17 protein-coding genes are annotated in these 20,669 nt (G+C 39.5%); 1 reads left to right on the top strand and 16 read right to left on the bottom strand.

Going from position 1 to position 20,669, the window contains the following annotated elements; all coding sequences use genetic code 11:
- Positions 1-78: 78 nt before the first annotated feature.
- From alaS to HT687_RS03900, 14 genes are all read right to left on the bottom strand, one after another.
- The gene (gene alaS / locus HT687_RS03965; protein WP_000811774.1) at positions 79-2,697 is read right to left on the bottom strand and encodes an alanine--tRNA ligase; all 2,619 of its coding nucleotides are present in this window, start codon (positions 2,695-2,697) and stop codon (positions 79-81) included.
- A gap of 21 nt (positions 2,698-2,718) precedes the next feature.
- Positions 2,719-3,204: an LURP-one-related/scramblase family protein gene (locus tag HT687_RS03960; protein WP_000847069.1), complete on the bottom strand. Its 486-nt coding sequence runs from the start codon at positions 3,202-3,204 to the stop codon at positions 2,719-2,721.
- A 303-nt stretch (positions 3,205-3,507) separates the two neighbouring features.
- The gene (locus HT687_RS03955) at positions 3,508-3,843 is read right to left on the bottom strand and encodes a hypothetical protein (RefSeq protein WP_000661302.1); all 336 of its coding nucleotides are present in this window, start codon (positions 3,841-3,843) and stop codon (positions 3,508-3,510) included.
- An 85-nt stretch (positions 3,844-3,928) separates the two neighbouring features.
- The gene (locus tag HT687_RS03950) at positions 3,929-5,083 is read right to left on the bottom strand and encodes a GIY-YIG nuclease family protein (RefSeq protein ID WP_000129156.1); all 1,155 of its coding nucleotides are present in this window, start codon (positions 5,081-5,083) and stop codon (positions 3,929-3,931) included.
- On the bottom strand, positions 5,076-7,007 hold the full coding sequence (locus HT687_RS03945) for a DEAD/DEAH box helicase (RefSeq protein WP_000203246.1): 1,932 nt from the start codon (positions 7,005-7,007) through the stop codon (positions 5,076-5,078). The genes HT687_RS03950 and HT687_RS03945 overlap by 8 nt, the downstream gene beginning before the upstream one ends.
- Positions 7,004-9,796, bottom strand: coding sequence for a DNA methyltransferase (locus tag HT687_RS03940; protein WP_023936086.1), 2,793 nt, complete (start codon positions 9,794-9,796; stop codon positions 7,004-7,006). The genes HT687_RS03945 and HT687_RS03940 overlap by 4 nt, the downstream gene beginning before the upstream one ends.
- A 268-nt stretch (positions 9,797-10,064) precedes the next feature.
- The gene (locus HT687_RS03935; protein ID WP_000737940.1) at positions 10,065-11,135 is read right to left on the bottom strand and encodes an ABC transporter substrate-binding protein; all 1,071 of its coding nucleotides are present in this window, start codon (positions 11,133-11,135) and stop codon (positions 10,065-10,067) included.
- Positions 11,132-11,905: an ABC transporter permease subunit gene (locus HT687_RS03930; protein ID WP_000712740.1), complete on the bottom strand. Its 774-nt coding sequence runs from the start codon at positions 11,903-11,905 to the stop codon at positions 11,132-11,134. The genes HT687_RS03935 and HT687_RS03930 overlap by 4 nt, the downstream gene beginning before the upstream one ends.
- Positions 11,902-12,708: an ABC transporter permease gene (locus HT687_RS03925; RefSeq protein WP_000753801.1), complete on the bottom strand. Its 807-nt coding sequence runs from the start codon at positions 12,706-12,708 to the stop codon at positions 11,902-11,904. Before HT687_RS03925 ends, HT687_RS03930 begins: the two co-directional genes overlap by 4 nt.
- On the bottom strand, positions 12,689-13,846 hold the full coding sequence (locus tag HT687_RS03920) for an ABC transporter ATP-binding protein (RefSeq protein ID WP_023936083.1): 1,158 nt from the start codon (positions 13,844-13,846) through the stop codon (positions 12,689-12,691). The genes HT687_RS03925 and HT687_RS03920 overlap by 20 nt, the downstream gene beginning before the upstream one ends.
- Before the next feature lie 159 nt (positions 13,847-14,005).
- Positions 14,006-14,911 carry a UDP-N-acetylmuramate dehydrogenase gene (gene murB, locus HT687_RS03915; protein WP_023936081.1) on the bottom strand — a complete coding sequence of 302 codons (906 nt, stop codon included), beginning with the start codon at positions 14,909-14,911 and terminating at the stop codon, positions 14,006-14,008.
- Positions 14,912-15,022: 111 nt separating this feature from the next.
- A complete protein-coding gene (locus tag HT687_RS03910; RefSeq protein ID WP_023936079.1) occupies positions 15,023-15,775 on the bottom strand; it encodes a YhfC family glutamic-type intramembrane protease in 753 nt (250 codons plus the stop codon).
- A gap of 9 nt (positions 15,776-15,784) precedes the next feature.
- Positions 15,785-16,516, bottom strand: a complete 732-nt coding sequence (gene budA / locus HT687_RS03905) for an acetolactate decarboxylase (protein WP_023936077.1) — start codon at positions 16,514-16,516, stop codon at positions 15,785-15,787.
- Positions 16,517-16,998: 482 nt separating this feature from the next.
- Positions 16,999-17,373, bottom strand: coding sequence for a hypothetical protein (locus HT687_RS03900; protein WP_000342870.1), 375 nt, complete (start codon positions 17,371-17,373; stop codon positions 16,999-17,001).
- 563 nt (positions 17,374-17,936) lie between these two features.
- Between HT687_RS03900 and HT687_RS03895 the strand changes: the two genes are divergently transcribed.
- Positions 17,937-19,208 carry a PLP-dependent aminotransferase family protein gene (locus HT687_RS03895; RefSeq protein ID WP_000744852.1) on the top strand — a complete coding sequence of 424 codons (1,272 nt, stop codon included), beginning with the start codon at positions 17,937-17,939 and terminating at the stop codon, positions 19,206-19,208.
- 19 nt (positions 19,209-19,227) lie between these two features.
- Here the strand turns inward: HT687_RS03895 and HT687_RS03890 are convergent, their stop codons facing one another.
- Both HT687_RS03890 and HT687_RS03885 read right to left on the bottom strand, forming a co-directional pair.
- Positions 19,228-20,043 (bottom strand): ABC transporter substrate-binding protein, encoded by an 816-nt coding sequence (locus HT687_RS03890; RefSeq protein WP_023936075.1) that lies wholly within the window; start codon positions 20,041-20,043, stop codon positions 19,228-19,230.
- A 118-nt stretch (positions 20,044-20,161) separates the two neighbouring features.
- Positions 20,162-20,635: an NUDIX domain-containing protein gene (locus tag HT687_RS03885; RefSeq protein WP_042758449.1), complete on the bottom strand. Its 474-nt coding sequence runs from the start codon at positions 20,633-20,635 to the stop codon at positions 20,162-20,164.
- Positions 20,636-20,669: the final 34 nt, after the last annotated feature.

The raw sequence follows: 20,669 nt of genomic DNA, 5'->3' as shown, positions 1-20,669 counted from the left end.
AACCAAGCCAGGTCCAATCGGATTTGGCTTTTTTGCATTCACAAAAAGACCTACCCAAATGGATAGATCTTTACTCAATTACAATTTACCTGCTACTGCATCCAACAATTCTTGGATTTTAGCTTGGTTGCTTCCTCCTGCCATGGCCATGTCTGGTTTACCACCACCACGTCCATCAACGATTGGTGCTAATTCTTTGACAAGGTTTCCTGCATGAAGGTCTTTTGTCTTGCTTGCTACAAGGACATTGACTTTATCACCAATAGCGGCAACTAGGACAAGAAGATCAGAGTAGTCTTTTTGTTTCCAGTTATCTGCAAAAGTACGAAGGGCACCAGCATCAGATACAGACACTTGACTAGCAATGTAACGGTGACCGTTGACTTCCTTAACATCCTTGAAGATGTCGCCTGCGGCTGCAGCTGCGGCCTTTTCTTTCAATTCAGCATTTTCTTTTTGCAATTGACGAAGTTGTTCTTGAAGTCCTTCTACCTTGTGAGGTACTTCTTTAAGTTGAGGTGCTTTAAGAGTTGCTGCGACTGCTTTAAGAGCATCTTCTTGTTCACGGTAGGCTTCAAAGGCTTCCTTACCAGTCACTGCCAAGATACGGCGAGTTCCTGATCCAATCCCTTCTTCTTTGACAATCTTGAAGAGGCCAATTTCAGAAGTGTTGCCAACGTGGGTACCACCACAAAGCTCGATAGAGTAGTCACCGATAGTAACAACACGGACTTCTTTACCGTATTTCTCACCAAAGAGGGCCATAGCTCCCATTTCTTTGGCAGTGTCAATATCCGTTTCAACTGTCTTCACTTCAAGAGCTTCCCAGATTTTCTCGTTGACTTGCTGTTCAATCGCGCGCAATTCTTCAGCAGTCACTGCTTGGAAGTGGGTAAAGTCAAAGCGAAGGAATTCAACTTCGTTAAGAGATCCTGCTTGTGTCGCGTGGTTTCCAAGGATATTGTGAAGGGCAGCGTGAAGCAAGTGAGTCGCAGTGTGGTTTTTCATGACACGGTGACGGCGATTGCTATCAATTGCCAAGGTATATTCTTGGTTCAAGGCAAGCGGTGCAAGGACTTCAACTGTATGAAGGGCTTGACCATTTGGGGCTTTCTGAACATTGGTCACAGTAGCCACAACCTTACCTGACTCATCCAAGATTTGTCCGTGGTCAGCTACCTGTCCACCCATTTCAGCATAAAATGACGTTTCCGCAAAGATAAGAGAGGCAGTTCCTTCTGAAACAGCTTCTACTTCTGCATTGTCCGCCACGATAGCTACCAATTTAGAAGACAATTGGCTAGCATTGTAGTTGAAGACACTTTCTACAGTGATGTTTTGAAGAGTTTCATTTTGCATACCCATTGAGCCACCCTTGACAGCTGACGCACGCGCGCGTTCTTGCTGTTCTTTCATGGCTGCTTCAAAACCTTCACGGTCCACAGTCATACCAGCTTCTTCAGCAATTTCTTCAGTCAATTCAACTGGGAATCCATAAGTATCATAGAGTTTGAATACATCTGAACCAGCGATGACCGATTGACCTTTTTCTTTCAAGTCAGCTACAATGCTTTGGGCAAAGTGTTGACCTGAGTGTAGGGTACGAGCAAATGACTCTTCCTCGCTCTTAACGATTTTTTCAATAAAGTCACGTTTTTCAAGCACTTCTGGGTAGTAGCTTTCCATGATTTTTCCAACAGTTGGAACGAGTTTATAAAGGAAAGGCTCGTTGATGCCCAATTTTTGACCATGCATAGAGGCACGACGAAGGAGACGACGAAGGACATAACCACGACCTTCATTTCCTGGAAGGGCACCATCACCGATGGCAAATGACAAAGAACGGATGTGGTCAGCGATAACCTTAAAGCTCATGTTATCGCCATCTTGGTCATAGACCTTACCAGACAATTTCTCCACTTCACGAATGATCGGCATGAATAGGTCCGTTTCAAAGTTGGTCTTAGCCCCTTGGATAACCGCCACCAAACGCTCCAAACCAGCGCCCGTATCAATGTTCTTGTGTGGCAATTCCTTGTATTCGCTACGAGGAACAGCAGGGTCTGCGTTAAATTGTGACAATACGATGTTCCAGATTTCGATATAACGGTCATTTTCGATATCTTCTGCAAGCAGGCGAAGACCGATATTTTCTGGGTCAAAAGCCTCTCCACGGTCAAAGAAAATCTCTGTATCTGGTCCAGAGGGTCCCGCACCAATTTCCCAGAAGTTATCTTCGATTGGAATCAAGTGACTTGGATCCACTCCCACTTCAATCCAGCGGTTGTAAGAATCCTTATCGTCTGGATAGTAGGTCATGTAAAGTTTTTCAGCTGGGAAGTCAAACCACTCAGGGCTTGTCAAAAGCTCATAAGCCCAAGTGATAGCTTCATCACGGAAGTAATCCCCGATTGAGAAGTTACCCAACATTTCAAACATGGTATGGTGACGCGCAGTCTTTCCTACGTTTTCAATGTCGTTGGTACGGATAGCCTTTTGGGCATTGGTAATACGTGGATTTTCAGGAATGATGGTCCCATCAAAGTATTTCTTAAGGGTTGCTACCCCAGAGTTGATCCACAAAAGTGTTGGGTCATTTACAGGAACCAAGCTAACTGATGGTTCTACAGAGTGACCTTTGGTCGCCCAGAAGTCAAGCCACATTTGGCGTACTTGTGCACTAGATAGTTGTTTCATATTGTCTCCTTATTTACTTGTTTAATGTGATTGGCTTTCCAGCATTTCCACATAGTCAATCGCGACACAGAGGGAAATGACTAGGTCTGCATAAGTGTCCTCAAGAACCGTTACGGTATAGGTAGAGGTCAGATGGAAGAGTTCCTTCTTAATTTCTGCAATCATCTGATCACGATCATCCAGCAATTTGAAATTCAAGTCCCAGATATTGCCCTCAATACGAAGACCCAGATTATCAAACTCATACTTATTTCGCCAGAAGGTCAACTTCTTACGAATAACGAAATTTGAACCGTCCCTAAGCTGAATCTCGAAACGTGGAAGCAAGGTCAAGATTTCTTTACTGATCTGACTGACTTGTTCACCATTAACATCATAGATGGTAAAGGTTTTAGGAATCTTAAAGAATGATCCCTCCACCTGATAGGCGATTTCTCCCCTGTCATCCTTGATAGCGAAGCGTTCGCCTCCAAGACGAAACTTTTGTTTGACAAGAAATGTTTTCATCAACACCTCCAAAAACTAAAAGACAAGCTCATATCACGAAGGGCGAAAAACCGCGGTACCACCTTCATTCAATGAACTTGTCATTCTCTTATTCTTATGCAATTGTTAAATTGAGTAGCATGACTTTCTAGCTTAGATGGCTCGCAGCACCGCCATTTCTCTGGACTAAGACAAGTGAAAATCAATTCTCAACTTTCTTATTATAACGTTTTTTTAAGCTTGCGTCAACTGGAAATGATCTTAACTAATAGCACTTTTATTCTAATACATCTCAGAAGGCTCTATTTTGCCTTCTAACACTGTTTAATAGGTTTCCCCTATACTCATACGTTTCCACTCAGAAAACTCTACCTTGAACAATTCTGGAGCTTTTGTAGTCTTATCATACACCACAATATAGTAACCTTTTTTATTCCAGAACTTACCCAAAATCTCAGCGTCTTCCAGTTCAGCCTCATAGTCTAACATCTCATATCGTTGTGTCTCTTTGGCTGTTTCTACCTTTTTACCTATTTGTTGCTCTGTTTCTATTTCATTACTTCTTTGAGTTCCTAAGATATAACCCCCAAAGCTTACCCAAAAGAAGATAAAAACCATAAATACAATTGTAGCATATTTCAATAATTTCAGTTCTTTCATTTTCCTATTATTCCTTTTAGTTTAATCAGTCTAAAATATTTTGTGTTCTCTAAATATTAAATAATCTTATAAATAGTGTCTTTCTTTATTTGAATCTAATTTCAAATCCAATTTTTTCAATCACTTCTTGGATTTCATCTAGCGATACTAAAAACCATTCTTTAGGAACAAAGCTCTCTCCATTTGGTGCTATTAATTCTATGTCTAACTGTTTGTCTGCAAAATAATGATGAAGAGTCGTTTCTAATTTTAGAGCGCTGAAATTCTGAACCTCAAAACTAGCTACTAAACGGACAGGAGCATAAAGATAGGTTCCTTCTTTTTCTGCATTTGCTAACCGTTTTTCAATTTGATCCTGTGTAAAACCGATTTTATAGAGATTACGGATGTTAGCAATTTGAGGATTGCTACTCAAGGATTTCACTACATAGATATATCCAGTTGTAATGCGTTCACTCGGACTAATGCCAGTCATCACATCTTCTATCAATTCTGTTACCATTCGTCCATGTCGGGTTCTATCGTGTAAATTTGAGACAAAAGAACGGAGTAAGGCCTTCTTATTTTCTGTACCATTTTCATATACGAGATGAAGTTCAGCGTTTGTATAGCCATTCTTGTCAGTGAAGTCTTCTCCTTTAGAAGCAACATAAACCATTACTCCATTATCAACATAGAACATACCAGGTTTAATTTCTTTTTCTTTTATTACATCAGAATTTCTGACTTGACGGCGACCTTCACTAATTTCATCATGAACACGAGTAAATAATCCTTGATAATCTTCAAAATTGCCCATCCGTTTACGTGTTCGTATTTTATCACGCGCTTGAATCGTTCGTTTATAACGTGAGACATCAAATAACGATTTTTCAGCACTATTTACCGACTCAAACAATTCATCTGATAAAATATCTGTTAAACTAGCAGGACTTGAAATAGGGGTCTCGGACTCAACGATATCTATTTTTAGTAGCCCAAATTCATCATAAGGTTCTAACTTTCGGATGCTATCAGGAGATTTTCTAATACCATTCAATCGAGAAAATAAACTGCGTTCTTTAATATTTCTAGACTTTTGTGGCTCTTGCCCATTATTTTCTCTCACCCAATCTATAATTTCTAAAAATTTCTCTACTTCATGATCTGTAACTATTTTTTTCTTAGGTTTTAAAGGAGCTATTAAATGTTCAAAATCAGAATCGTTAAATATGTCATTTAAGTTTTTAAAATCAGTCATTACCACTCTCCATCTTCAGCTTCATCTGAGACAATTGTAACAAAGCATAAGCAAGTCTCTGTTCGTACTTATCATGACTTGATTTATCTGGATGACGACCATTTTCATTTAAAAACTGCTTAATTTGAGGATAAAGAATTAACAGTTCTTCTTCAGAAAACTCCATCTTCTGACCATCCATATAATCTTGTATTAGACGCAAAGTCGGAGCATCAATTTCACGTGATATAACTTCGTAAGCTCTCTGGAAAGGATTAATCTGATCAATCAAATCAATGGATAAGTCATCAATATTCACAAATTTATCTGCCATTTTTAGAAAGTCTGTTTGCCCTACTCCCTCTTTCCGTTCAGCTGATTGAACTACCGATTGACTAATAAACTGTTGACGAACTTCTTCAACTTCAGCCCCACTTAAGTCAGGATAGATTTGTTTAATGATGGCTGGAATCATTTGCTTATTAATGACTTCTGCATCCGTTCCCGCAGCAATTGCAGTTTGGATACGCGGTTCTTGCAATATACTAGCACGTAAGTCATTCAAATCATTTTCTATGATATCCTTTGTTCTTTGAGTGCTAGGCTCTTTTAAGCCTTTCACAAACATTTCGGCACCAGAAGATTTCTGATCTTCTCGATCTTTTCGTTTGAACTTAAAATTTGGTGCTAAAACAGACTCCATCAATAGGCTAGCTGTAATAACCTTCATAACATTATTCACAGCAAAGAAAACTTCATCATCTTGAGCATCTGGTTGAGAAATGAGATTGGTAAATTGAGCATGTGACTTATTGGAACTATCCCGTGTTACTCGACCTATAATCTGAACAATTTCTGTCAGCGACTGACGATAGCCAATCGTTAAAGCATACTCAGCATAAGGCCAGTCAAAACCTTCTTTAGCCATACCAAGTGCGATAATGATATCGAGATCATCTAAACTGGTCATCTTGTTTAGATAATCCTGTACTTTTTCACGCCCTTCTTCTGTGACAAGGTCAGCGACCTTCAATACACGACCTGTTTCCTCAGTAACCAACCATAATCCAGTCTTAGGGTCTGGAACGGCTTGCCCCAGTTCGTCTAAAATTCGGTCAACTTCATCATACTTATCCTTGGTTGATTCACCTGAGTTTACATTGGGAATATGAATAATAGTTTTCTTGCTTGTGTCCAGTACTTCGTGCAAAGCATCCGTGTAACGACCACGATAAAAGTTATAACCCATAGCAAAACTTTTCAGATATTTGTACCCCTCCAACTGTTCATAATAAGTATAGGATACCTTATCAAATTTTTGCTCATCTTCAGGTGCCAAAATAGGGACAGAATCTCCACGGAAGTAAGATCCTGTCATAGCCACTACATGAGCTGTTGAATTGGCTAATATGTTTCTCAAAGCATTCCCTAAAACTGAATTATCATCTTGAGATACATGATGAAATTCATCGATAGCTAAAAGAACATCATTAAAATCACTATCAGCCAGCTGTTCAAAGGCAAAACGCAAGGTGGCATGCGTACAGATTAGAACTCTATCGTCAGGCGACTCTGAATGCATAAAGTCTACAAACTGTTTTACCTTACTTTTGCTGGTTCCTTGTTCAGTCAAATTATTTTTTGGAAGCACTTCCCAGTCCCAGTAAAAACCATATTCAGTCAATTTTGTTGAACGAAAGGATTTTCCGATAGATCTTTCTGGGACTGCTATAATAGCTTTTTTCAGGCCTTGAGCATGTAGTTTATCAAGAGCAATAAACATCAGAGCTCTCGACTTACCAGAGGCAGGAGGAGCCTTAATCAATAAGTGTTGAGAAGTTCTCTTAGCATATACACGCGCCTGCATTTCACGCATTCCAAGTGCATTATTTGATTGACTAGCACCTGTACCATTGTAATTGATTTCAAATATATTTGAGGTCATTTCGCTTCCTTTTCTGTCATTTCTTTGTACAGATTCAATAAGACACTGAGCCTTTCTTCATCTGATTCAAAAGTTTTTTGCTGGTAGGCACGTTCTACGATACCATCAATTTTTTCATGTGCTTGGCGAAGACGTTCGTTCATCGGCTTATTGGCTCCACCGTACAATTCAGCCAAGGTTCCACCTTCTTCTTCTCGAACATCCAGCATTTCAAAAACAGCATCCTCAAGCATACTTTTCCGAGATTCCGAAAGTTCTGGAATTGGGAATGTATTATAGACCAACCCAGCTGAATAACGATAATCTGTCTTTAATTTACCACCAATTGAACGAAGCCAAACCATGTGCATTTTGGATTCTAAGATACCAAGAAGCCAGATAGGAGCATTGTAAATAACCATGGCAGAATCTGATACAATTGTGTCATCTTCAATAAATCCCATAGGTACATAAGTACGAGATTCTGATGATACACGTGGAACAATAATGGCTTGACAACCTTCTATATCGCCTTTTTCATATGCTTCGTCCCATTCACCTCGTTGTACAAATTTCCATGGTGTGGATGCAGTTTCTCTTGTTCCAGCAGCCTGAGAATTCAGGCGTTCTTGTCTTACATTTTCAAATAATTGATGGAATTCCTGGATCTTATCTAATTTAGTATATTCATCTTGATCAATCCAAATAGTATATCTAAAATTTCCATTGATATACTCATCTGCTCCAATATACTTTTTAAAATACACTTCAGTTTCAGGATATCTTTGAACTAATTTATTTTTATCATCATTTGTCAGTATTAGATATTTACTTCTTGGCATATTCCCAAAGACTATTTTTGGAAAATTATTTAACTTCTCTGCATCATTGTGATTAGATACAATAATATCATCTGCAAAAGTTAGGTAGGGATTTATATTCTTTCCATAACTTTCTCCCTTATCACTATATATAATTCTTTTCTTATCATTTTTATTTGAAAATCCAATAATCGTAACTGTAACCCCTGCATTATGGGCCGCGCTATTGTTCCATTTAAAAGATTGATACGCAAAGGAAATTTGACCATATCGTAGAAGAACACTCCACAAAATTGAAACTTGTTCACCTTGATTTATTGAATTTGTTGTTACAAAAGCATATTGAGCATTTTTACCATAAATAAGGTGAGTTGCCTTATAAAACCATCCCGAAATATAATCTAATTTTTTAGAAGAAATTTCTGAACAAATCACATTTTCCAGTTCCTTCTTTTGTTCCAAGGTCATTTTTTTAGAGCCTATATACGGCGGATTTCCAAATATATAAACTTCGTCATCTGCCTTGACATTCAACACAGTTTCCCATTCAATTCTTAGAGCATTCCCACAAACGATATTTCCAGCTTCTCTTAAGGGGAGTAGCCTTGGATGGACATCAGCAAGAGCTTCTTCCATTTCCACATTCATCTGGTGTTCTGCTACATACAAGGATAGCCTTGCTACTTCATGAGCGAAATCATCCAATTCAATTCCTGAAAACTGGGATAGAGAAATCTTAGATGCATCAGCAATCAATTCTCCTTGATAAACAGCTTTTTCATTCAAGGAGTCACGAATTTCACGCTGTTTGACTAAGATATTAATTTCTAAACGACGAAGTTCTTTATAGGTAATGATGAGGAAATTTCCAGAACCACAGGCAGGGTCTAAAAACTTGATAGAGGCCATACGAGTGAGTAAATCTTCTAACTTAGGTAAGATTTGTCGTAATTCCTTGCGACGATGTTCCTCGCTAAAGTCACCACCTCCTATATAGTAATCAGCTCGTTCTTCTAATTCCGTAAATGCTGCTCGTAAATTATCTAAAAATAGTGGTTTGATGACCTTCATAATATTGGGCACGCTAGTATAGTGCATACCCGATGTTGATCTCGCTTCTGCATTTGCCACGGTTTGAATCATTGAGCCCAAAATATCTGGATTGATTTCATTCCAGTTTAGCAATTCCCCTGCTTCAATGAGTAATTGACGAGTTCTTTTATTGAAAATAAGGTCATGATGTGGCTCTGAAAAAAGCTTACCATTTACATAGGGAAAATCTGATAACCACGACTCCAAATCCTGACGACTACATTCAGGCATATCTAAAACAGTAAATAACTTTCTAACACACTCATTTAAGTCAGAACCATCTTCGGATGTCCTCATCTTAATAACATTTGTGAAAGCTCCCTTGGAGATGATATTTGTATCTTCTGCAAATAGTAGAAAAAGAACACGGATCAAAAATAGATTAAATGATTTACCATCAGTTTCAGTGATGGCTAGTTCAGGATTGATAGAAATTAGTTCGTCATAAAGTTTGGTGAAACGCTCTGCCGCTTTTACATCAGCTGGATTTTCCTTATCATAATCAATCTTTTCAATACCATTCCAAGGTAAGAAGAAGTCACAATGGGCTGGTAAATCATTAAAAGAAATTGCAAGAGTCAGCCCTGTCTGTGTATCCTTTGCATATAATTCTTGAAAATCTGTTGTAATAATAAATCGAGATTTACGAACCTGACCCTCCAACTCTTTATCAATCTCAGTCAGAGCAAGTAATGGCTGATTTTCAACTTTACGAAAATACAATCTGTTTTTTATTATAAAATCATCAGTTGCCACTTTACTTGCTCTTGTTATAGTCGTTTTAGTAATGTCAAACAATGAAACAAAATCAATAATAAATGTCGATTTATTAAGATTTTCTACTAAAACCTTAGTTCTATCCTCAATCTCAGTGATATTTAATAACTTTTTAGCCATTAGATACCTCCAAGAAACGCAAAAAGCCTACTGAATTTTCAGTAGGTTTCAATATATATATTTTTGCATTTTTTATTAGGTTATATATATATATATATATATATATGCATTTGCGTAGTCTGGCTCATTTTGAACTCCTTTGGAATTAAATTTTCAGAGATGCTATAAACAATACTAATAACTCTCTGCCTAAAACTATTATACCATAATTTCTATTTTTTCTAAAAAACGAACCAGCTTAACTGATTCGTCTTCTTACGTTTATCTCCTACTTCCGATACATTTTAAACTGTAGGAAGAGGTCGCTATATTTCCCTGTCCATTTATAGTCAAATTTCTCATAAATTTCTAGGTGTTTCATGGTTTCAACATCGGGATAGAAGGCCTTATCTTCCTTTGTTTCCTCTGGGAGCAATTCCTTCGCTGGTAGGTTTGGTGTTGAATAGCCGACATACTCCGCATTTTTGAGAGCATTTTCAGGTTTCAACATAAAGTTGATAAAGGCATAGGCTGCATCTTGGTTTTTGACTGTTTTGGGAATGACCATATTGTCAAACCAAAGGTTGCTGGCCTCAGTCGGAACCACATAGCGTAGATTTTCATTTTTTTCTAGCATTTGGCTGGCTTCCCCAGAGAAGGTCACACCGATTGCAGCGTTATTCTGAATCATGTATCCCTTCATCTCGTCCGCCACAATAGCCTTGATATTTGGAGTCAACTTGTAGAGCTTATCCACTGTCTCTTCCAACTGCTGCGGATCCTTGGAATTGAGGCTGTAACCAAGCGAGTTAAGCCCGAGTCCCAACACCTCACGCGCCCCATCAAAGAGCATAATAGAGTTCTTATACTCTGGCTTCCAGAGGTCATCCCAATGCTCAGGCGCTTCCTCTACCATGGTTTCATTGTAGACAATTCCCAAAGTCCCCCAGAAGTAAGGGATGGAGAATTTATTGCCTGGGTCAAAGGACTGGTTGAGGAACTCTGGTCCGATATTTTCAAGACCTTCAAGTTTTGAATAATCAAGCGGAACCAAGAGGTCTTCGTCCTTCATCTTATTAATCATGTATTCACTAGGAATGGCAATATCGTAGGTCGTTCCACCCTGCTTGATCTTGGTATACATGGCTTCGTTGGAGTCAAAAGTCTCGTACTGAACTTGGATTCCTGTTTCTTCTGTGAATTGCTCCAAGAGTTCTGGATCGATATAGTCTCCCCAGTTATAGATAACCAGTTTTTGACTATCTCGGCTATTGATTTTACTGTCTAGATGCGTCGCAATTCCCCACAAAACCAGGATAATAGCTGCAATTCCTGCTAAAAATGAATAGAGTTTTTTCATGCTTGCTCCTCCTTCTCACGTGAGATAAAGTAATAGCCAACAACTAGGATAATACTAAAGAGAAAGACAAGGGCAGACAGGGCATTGATTTCTAGCGAAATCCCCTTACGAGCACGAGAGTAAATCTCAACTGATAGGGTTGAAAAGCCATTTCCAGTCACAAAGAAGGTCACGGCAAAGTCATCTAACGAATAGGTGAAGGCCATGAAATAACCAGCAATGATAGACGGAGTCAGGTAAGGAAGCATGATTTCCTTAAACATCTGAAATTGACTAGCTCCCAAGTCATAGGCCGCATGAATCATGTCGCCATTCATTTCCTTGAGTCGAGGCAAGACCATCAAGACCACGATAGGAATGGAGAAGGCCACGTGACTAGATAGAACGGTCAAAAAGCCAAGTGAAAACTTGAGTTGGGTAAAGAGAATCAAGAAGCTAGCACCAATCATAACGTCAGGCGCAACCATGAGGATATTATTGAGTGATAGAAAGGCTTCTTGGTATTTCTTACGAGACTGGTAGATGTAAATGGCACCAAAAGTCCCGATAATGGTCGCTATCAAGGCTGATAGGAAGGCCAAGAAAAAGGTCTGAGTCACAATCAACATGAGACGACCATCGCCAAACATGGTTTTAAAATGGCTCAAGCTAAAGCCTGTAAAGCTATTCATGTCGTTACCTGCATTAAAGGCATAACCAATCAGGTAAAAGATAGGCAGGTAGAGGACAAGAAAGACCAGTCCTAGATAAAGGTTGGCAAATTTTTTCATCGTTCTCTCCTTTCCTTAGTCACCCACATGGTGATGAACATAGTCAGGATGAGAATCACACCGATGGTTGAACCCATACCGTAGTTGTCATTGGTCAGGAAGTTCTGCTCAATGGCTGTCCCCAAGGTGATAACACGGTTCCCACCAATCAAACGGGTCAGCATGAAGAGACTCAAGCTGGGAATAAAGACAGATTGGACCCCACTTCTCACTCCATTCATCGATAGAGGGAAGATGACATGACGGAAGGTCTCCCACTTGGTCGCACCTAGGTCATAGCTGGCATTGATAAGATTGTTATCCATATCGTCCAAGACATTGAAAATCGGCAAAATCATAAAAGGAAGCTCGATGTAGCTTGCAACAAAGATAAAGGAGAAATCGGTAAAGAGCAACTGCTGTGAACCGATTCCGATAAATTCCAAAAATTGGTTAATAGAGCCATTTTGACCAAAAATTCCGATAAAGGCATAGGCTTTAAGGAGCAAATTGATCCAGGTAGGCAGGATAATCAGCATAAGCCAGAGTTGACGGTGCTTGAGACGGGTCAAAAAGAGGGCTGTCGGATAGCTGATAAGCAAGGTCACAAAGGTCACAATTCCTGCATAAAGCACTGAGTTGAAACTCATTTTGAGGTAGGTCAAGTTTTGTGACGCAAAGTAAGATTTGTAATTTTCTAAACTGAACTGGCCTTCAATGTTGAAAAAGGATTGTCCGAAAATCAAGACCAAGGGTGCGAGTACAAAGAGAGCAATCCAGAGCATGTAGGGCACTACAAAGAGTTTAGAGCTTGTTTTCTTCATCTCTTTCCTCCTCGATTGCATTGATCAAACCTGCTTCTTGCTCTTCGATTTCCACGTATTCTTCGATACGGGCATCGAACTCTTCTTCTGTTTCATTGAGACGCATGATGTGGATATCTTCTGGTTCAAAGTCCAGACCGATTTCCTCACCAACAATAGCCTTACGGGTTGAGTGGATCATCCATTCATTCCCAAGTTCGTCATAGGCGATAATTTCATAGTGCACCCCACGGAAGAGCTGGGTATCGACCTTAACTTGGAGCTTGCCTTCTTCAGGAAGGGTAATCCGCAAGTCCTCTGGACGAATAACAACCTCAACAGGCTCATTTGGTTTCATCCCACCATCGACCGCTTCGAAGCGTTTGCCGTTAAACTCAACCAAGTAGTCCTCAATCATGGTTCCTGGCAAGATATTTGACTCACCGATAAAGGTAGCAACAAAGTGGTTGATCGGCTCATCGTAGATGTCCACAGGTGTTCCAGACTGGACAATCTCGCCATCATTCATAACAAAAATCCAGTCACTCATGGCCAGGGCTTCTTCCTGATCGTGAGTGACAAAGACAAAGGTAATGCCCAATCGTTGTTGCAATTCACGGAGCTCGTACTGCATGTCTGTCCGCAATTTCAAGTCCAGAGCTGACAGAGGCTCGTCCAACAAAACCACACGGGGTTGGTTGATGATAGCACGGGCAATGGCTACACGCTGACGTTGTCCTCCAGAGAGTTTACGGATGGAACGTTTTTCATAACCTTCCAACTGAACCATCTTGAGAACTTCCGCTACGCGTTTCTCGATTTCTTTCTTGTCAATCTTGCGCAAGCGGAGCGGAAAGGCAACATTTTCAAACACATTCATATGTGGAAACAAGGCATAGGATTGGAAGACCGTATGGACGTCTCGCTTGTTGATTGGGATGTCATTGATGCGGACACCGTCCAGTAAAATATCTCCTGTCGTCGCATCCAGTAAACCTGCAATGATGTTTAGGATAGTTGATTTCCCTGAACCAGATGCGCCTAGAAGGGTATAGAATTTCCCTTCTTCCAACTCAAAGTTGATGTCTTTGAGAACCTTGGTGTTGCTGTCTTCAAAAACTTTAGAGACGTTTTTGAATTCAATAATTGGTTTTTTCAATTGTCATTTATTCCTTCTTTTTCATAGATTAACAGATCAGGGCTCTGTCAGGCCGCCACTACCTCGTGTAGGAGATTGAACTGCCTACATTCTTCTGCACTAACGATAGGCTTTCACCCCCTTTCCATGACATAGCAGCAGCTTTTCAACTACAGCTTCCTACTTGCTTTCACCTAAAATACGGACTTCTCTCTCAAGAGTGACGCCAGAGTGTTCCTTTACTTTTTCGATAACAGACTCAATCAAGTCTTCGTAGTCTTTAGCCGTTCCGTCAGCAACATTAATCATAAAACCTGCGTGTTTTTCAGACACTTCAACACCACCGATACGATAGCCTTTCAAGCCAGCTTCTGAAATTAATTGACCTGCAAAATGCCCGACTGGACGCTTAAAGACCGAGCCACAAGATGGATATTCTAAAGGTTGCTTGAGTTCACGTAGGTGCGTCAAGCGGTCCATTTCCTGCTTGATAACCTGATGGGTTCCTGGGGCTAGGGCAAATTTAGCTGACAAGACAACTGCACCAGACTCTTGAATGGCTGAGTGGCGGTAACCAAAAGCCAAATCTTTAGCAGACAGGGTCTCTATTTCTCCATCCTTGGTCAAGACCTTACAAGACTGCAAGATGTGAGCAATCTCGCCACCATAGGCACCCGCATTCATAAAGACAGCACCACCGACGCTTCCTGGAATGCCACAAGCAAACTCAAAGCCAGTCAAACTATGACGAAGGGCAATGCGAGTTGTTTCAATCAAGTTAGCACCAGCTTCAGCTTCGATGGTATAGCCATCAACGGAAACATTATTGAGCTTGTCGCACAAGATGACAAATCCACGAATTCCACCATCACGAACGATGATATTGCTGGCATTGCCAAAAACCATCCAAGGAATATTTTCTTGATTGGCAAATTTTACAAGGCGCGCCAACTCAAAACGATTTCGTGGAAAGACCAAATAATCGGCCTCTCCACCTACTTTTGTATAACTATAGCTATGCAAGGGTTCCTTAAAACGGATATCAATTCCTTCTAAGATTTCAAGCATTTTTTCTCTTACAGACATGTCACTCTTCCTTTTACAAAATTCATTCCATTATACCATTTTTAAGACCATTTGACGACCCTAAAAAAATCTTAGGCTTATTTTAAACAAAAAAAGAGGTTTCCCCTCTTTTTATGATTTTTTGCAAAAGATAGCCTTGGTTCCATAGGTAACCAGAACGAGCTCAAGTGCTAGGACAACTTCCACCAAGACTGGATTTGTCAACCAGCCAACTTGGACTAGAGATGGTGCTAGGTCAAAGAAGGCATGTAGGCCATAGGCTGCTAGGAGATAAATCCATTTCTTCTGGCGAACAGCTTGGTAAACCCAAACAGTCAAGAGTAATTGGAAACCTAGCGCCAAGATTCGCTCAAAACCAAGCAAATAAATCTGCCAGACTGATAGCGACTGAATAGTTTTCAACATATTTTCAGACAGTAATTGCATGACCTGTGGATCCTGCGTTTGAACTGCTGAGAGAACGAAGTAGAGATTAAGCAAACTAGTAAGACCTAGGAAAATCAACTCCAAGCCACCATGCCCTAACCCATAGGCCAAGGCGTCTGCCTTTTCCAAACTTCTCTTTTTCTCCAACCATTTGAAGAAAATAAGACGAGCAGTTTCCTCAAAAAATGCTGCCATGGCTAGGCCATAGATGATATAGACAAGCGGATGATCTTGCAAGAGAGCAATACTACCGTCTTTTTGAGGATGTAAAACTAAGATATGCACCAGTTTTTCCAAAATCTGCGAAGAAACAAAGAAAGCGACTGCACCCAATCCCAAGGCAGCTAGATTAGTCTGGTATTTCTTTTTGGCATACCAAACGCTCCCTAGCAAGAAAGCCAGCAACAGCACCATGGTAATGATAATATGAATGATCATTTTCTTCTCCTATTCTGCCTTTTCAATATCTTTTTTCATCTCGTCAACATTGAACTTAGCAAACAAGTATTGACGGTCTTGGACTGGGAAACGTTGGTCCAACTGGTCAATAGCTCCCACCTCGATAATGCCTTCCTTGATAACAAAGTCCATAACATGCCCACCGAAGGTCAAATCATCTGAGATAAAATGTAGATGATATCCTGCCAAACTGACCCCATTGAAAATCTCTGGCGTCCAGAAACCAACGATGGTTCCTGCCACATTGTCACGACTATATTCAGGTTGATGGGTTGCGACATCAGCAAACTTGGTATCTGGTGCCGACTTAGGAATCATGCGCACATGCATATGTGAAAATTCCCCACGAATCTTGATAGAGCGGAAAAGATTTTCCCCGTCATAATAAGACTCAATCCGTTCTTCCAATTCCTTGTCTGTCATCTCAAAGCGCTGGCGGAAAATGACCTCTGCCTGATGTGGTACTACTGCTGCGTAAGGAATAAGGGCATCTGGTGATACTTCTACAATTTCCGGTTGCTCTCCTGAGCCTTTGGCTTGATAAGCCTTGCCATCCAAGACAATCAATTCCCCATCAATGGAATCCAAGGTTCCCAAACCAAGGTCTCCATGCTCTAGCAATTCTCCTACTGTCATGGTGCCACCATAAAGGCCAGCCATCAAGGCTCCAAGGGTATTGTATTGAAATAATTTCACTGGTTCCTGCACGTTCTTATCCATTCTCTTTCTTGTTTGTTATTCTATAAATGTTACTCCTAAGTATACCACATTTAGCTTTATATGTGAACGAGAGAAACACCTTAGACATTGCCAAGAAAGAAAAAAAGGGTACAATGTAACAAAATCAAGGGAGGTCTGGAATGAAGAAACAAAGCAAGTACCAAGAGGTCGTAGCTTATCTGAAAAATGCATCGAGTCTGGACGCTTTCCGACGGGTAGCCTGAGATTTTGACAGAAACAAAACTTGAACTGGCACAACAACCCCTAAGGAACACACTTCCCTAGGGGCCTTTTTTTATTTAACTAAATCATTATTTATTTTTTGTTCCTAGCAAACATAAATATTGTATTAATAATTGCAAAAATAAATGCAAACAAAAGGATTTTCCAAAGGATAAATTTTTGTAACACTAAATATGCATATACAAATCCAATCAAAAAGCTAATAATCCCATCTTTTATTAAAAAGTTTTTATCACGCATTATTCCAGACCACACTGAACTGCCCAAATAGCCAACTGACCAGCAATGATATAAATATTTGTTTTAAGTCCATTAGCTTTAACAAATCTTAGTACCACTTTAGCTAATTCTAACCAAGCCTTTTTCTGCGCATACTTAACAATTAGCGAAACATTGGTCATAGCAAAAAATTCTTCTCGTATTTTTCTCGCTATACATCCTCCCATCTCATCCCAAGGGACTCTGTCATAGAGATTATTAATATTAGTTTCTAATTTATTTTCCGCAAGAGCAATATCTTTTTGAGAAAAGTTTTTATAAACATATTCAGTAAAATTTTTTTCATTAACTCCATTTCTAAACATTTGATCAAGAACATTAGCTACATCATCCATTTATTTTTGTTCTTGGGTACTAATTTCAGAAACTTCCGTAGTAGTTACATCATCAGCAAATACTCTAACAGAAACTATAGAAGGAGACATAATAGAAAATAGTGATAATACAACAAGAGCTGAAGTTACAGTTTTTTTTAAATTTCATAAAAAACACTCCTTCAAGTCACAAATATATATTACTGATAAAATAACTTGATTTTCTGATTTAAAACTCCTTTCTAACAAGTCATTCGTATACTTTTATTTTCCAATTCTATTATACCACAACTAGAAAACGGTTTCAAGCTTTTTCCTAAAAATATGTGCAAGTAATACGGGGAAATTAGCATGAAAACTTTTTAAAACAAACCAACCCCAGATAAAAATACATATTTTGTTTTAAAGAGAAAAAAGTTCCGAAAAACTGTCACATCTGCATTTGGTTGCTCTTTGATTTCAAAAAAGTATTAAAGATGGGAATATACCACATTTGCTCTTAGATGTGAACGAGAGAAACACCCTAGATATTGCCAAGAAGGAAAAAAAAGGGTACAATGTAACAAAATCAAGGGAGGTCTGGAATGAAGAAACAAAGCAAGTACCAAGAGGTCGTTTCCTATCTGAAAAATGGTATCGAGTCTGGACGCTTTCCGACGGGAAGTCGCCTGCCTTCTATCCGTCAACTAAGCCTTGACTTTCACTGTAGCAAGGACACCGTTCAGCGCGCCCTGCTGGAATTACGGCACGAACAATACCTCTATGCCAAGCCCCAGAGTGGCTACTATGTCCTAGAACAAGGGCAACACCAAGACCTCGAAATCGAGGTTACGGATGAACACGCCAGCGCCTATGACGATTTCCGACTCTGTGTCAATGAAACTTTGATTGGCCGGGAAAACTACCTCTTCAACTACTATGAAAATCAAGAAGGTTTAGAAGACTTAAGACAATCCATTCACCAACTCCTCTTTGACCAAGCCCTCTACTGCAAGGCTGACCAACTGGTACTGACTTCTGGAACCCAACAAGCCTTGTTTATCCTTTCTCAAATTTCCTTCCCTAGCCAAGCCAAGGAAATCTTGGTGGAACAACCGACCTACCATCGAATGAATCGCCTCTTGATTGCTCAGGGTCTGGACTATCAAACGATTGAACGAGGCATTGATGGGATTGACTTGAAGGAACTGGAAGGCCACTTCAAAACAGGAAAAATTAAGTTTTTCTATACCATTCCTCGATTTCACTATCCTCTAGGCCATTCCTATTCTGAGCAGGACAAACGAGCTATTCTTGACTTAGCAGCCAAGTATGATGTCTATATCGTAGAGGACGATTATCTGGGTGATTTGGACTCCAAGAAGGGCCAAACCTTCCACTATCTTGATACAGAGGAGCGTGTCATTTATATCAAGTCCTTCTCGACCAGCCTCTTTCCAGCCCTTCGTATTACAGCACTCATTCTTCCAAATGCTATCAAAGAAGCATTTGTGGCCTACAAAAATATCCTAGACTACGACAGCAACCTCATCATGCAAAAGGCCTTATCACTCTATATCGATAGTCAATTGTTTGAGAAAAATCGTCTGACTCGCTTGAATAATCAAGAAACTTACCAAAAACAAATCAAGGAAAGACTAGCTTACAGCCCCTGTCCTCTTCCTCATTTTCCTCTTCACGATGGTTTATTGCTAGACCTGAGACAGTATCCTAAAATCGCCAATCTCAAACACAGTCAACTAGGCTTGGACTTCTTTGAAGAGGCCTATTTAAGCACCTGTCCTTATCAATTTGCCAAGGTGTCCCTAGACAATCTGGAAAAGGTTTTAAACTATTTAAAAGCAGAATTGGAATGACATCCAACTCTGCTTTTTCTTATTCTTCAACTTCAGTTAGACTTGCTGCTTTTTCAAGATAGCTTTGGTAAGTTCCTTCATCCTTGAGTTTTTGGATGACCTTGTCTACCACTTCTCTCAAATCATCACTATTTTTTCTAAGAGCAACGGCATTGGCGTCGCCGTCCTTCATCTTCAAGCTGACAATTGCGACAGCTAAGTCAGCGTTTTTAGCAGCATAACTAAGTGCAACAGGCTCATCCATATGAACAGCATCTACTTTTCCAACCTGCAATTCATTGACTGCTTCACCCATATTAGTTAGGGAAGTTAATTGAGCTTTTGGCAATTGTTCCTTGACCATTGATTCTGGAACAGTCCCTTTTTGAGCCGCAATATTAGCACTTTCAAGGCTAGTTAAATCCTTGTATTTTTCTACATCAGCCTTACGAACCAAGAAACTAATCTTGTTTTCATAGTAAGGGATTGAAAAATCAAAGACTTCTTTTCTCTCGTCAGTAGCGCTAATTCCCGCAACTGCTAGGTCAGCCTTCCCAGTTTGAAGACTGGTCAAGACATTGTCAAAACTCATGCTTGAAATTTCCAACTTCACCCCAAGTTCATCAGCGATAACTTGAGCCATATCAATGTCCGCACCGACTACCTGATTTTTCCCGTCAACTAAAGACTGAAATTCAAAAGGTGCATAGTCAGGACTTGTCGCCACAACCAATTTCCCCTTTTGCTTAATGGCCTCAACAGCTGACTGAGAACCATTCGAACCTGACTGGCAAGCTACTAAGAAGAAACTTGCAAGAAAACTACATAAAACAAATATCCATTTTTTTGATTTCATAAATAAACAACCCCTCTGTTAATTTTGTATAATTATAACGATATCTAAGTTACTTGTCAAGTGTTTTCTTGCATTTTCATAAAATATATTTACTAAAAATAGAAATACAGTGGTTAGTTTATCTATCTATTGGGAACTTATTTTCAAAAAAATCATTTATCATATCTTGATGCTGCTGGTTTACAATTGCAATATTTTGTATGTCACTATGATCAAAAAATCCTAATTCTAAAGTTTCATCACTTGTAAAAAAATTTGTAGAGATAGAAGTTTCAGATGAAACTAAATACAAGATTGTAAGAACTTGAGCCTCATCACCATTCGGATAACTGTCTGAATATTTTGTATAAACATTTAAGAGTTTTTCCACCCTCACTTCGACTCCTGTTTCTTCATAAAACTCTCGCACTAAAGCTTCTAAAGCCGATTCTCCTAATTCAAGAGCACCACCTGGTAATCCCCACGTTCCTTCATCTGCTCGTTTTTGTAATAAAATTTTTCCTGATTGACTTAATATTCCACAGGTAAAATTTAAAATAATTTTATCTTTTCCAACTTTTTTCTGATATTCCGTATGTAGTTCATTATTCACCTCTGACAAAGTAAACTATCTATACAATGAAAGC

The sequence above is a fragment of the Streptococcus sp. 1449 genome (assembly GCF_013276805.1).
In the GTDB taxonomy this organism is placed as follows: Bacteria; Bacillota; Bacilli; order Lactobacillales; family Streptococcaceae; genus Streptococcus; species Streptococcus pseudopneumoniae.
This window is presented reverse-complemented; position numbering and strand designations above follow the sequence as displayed.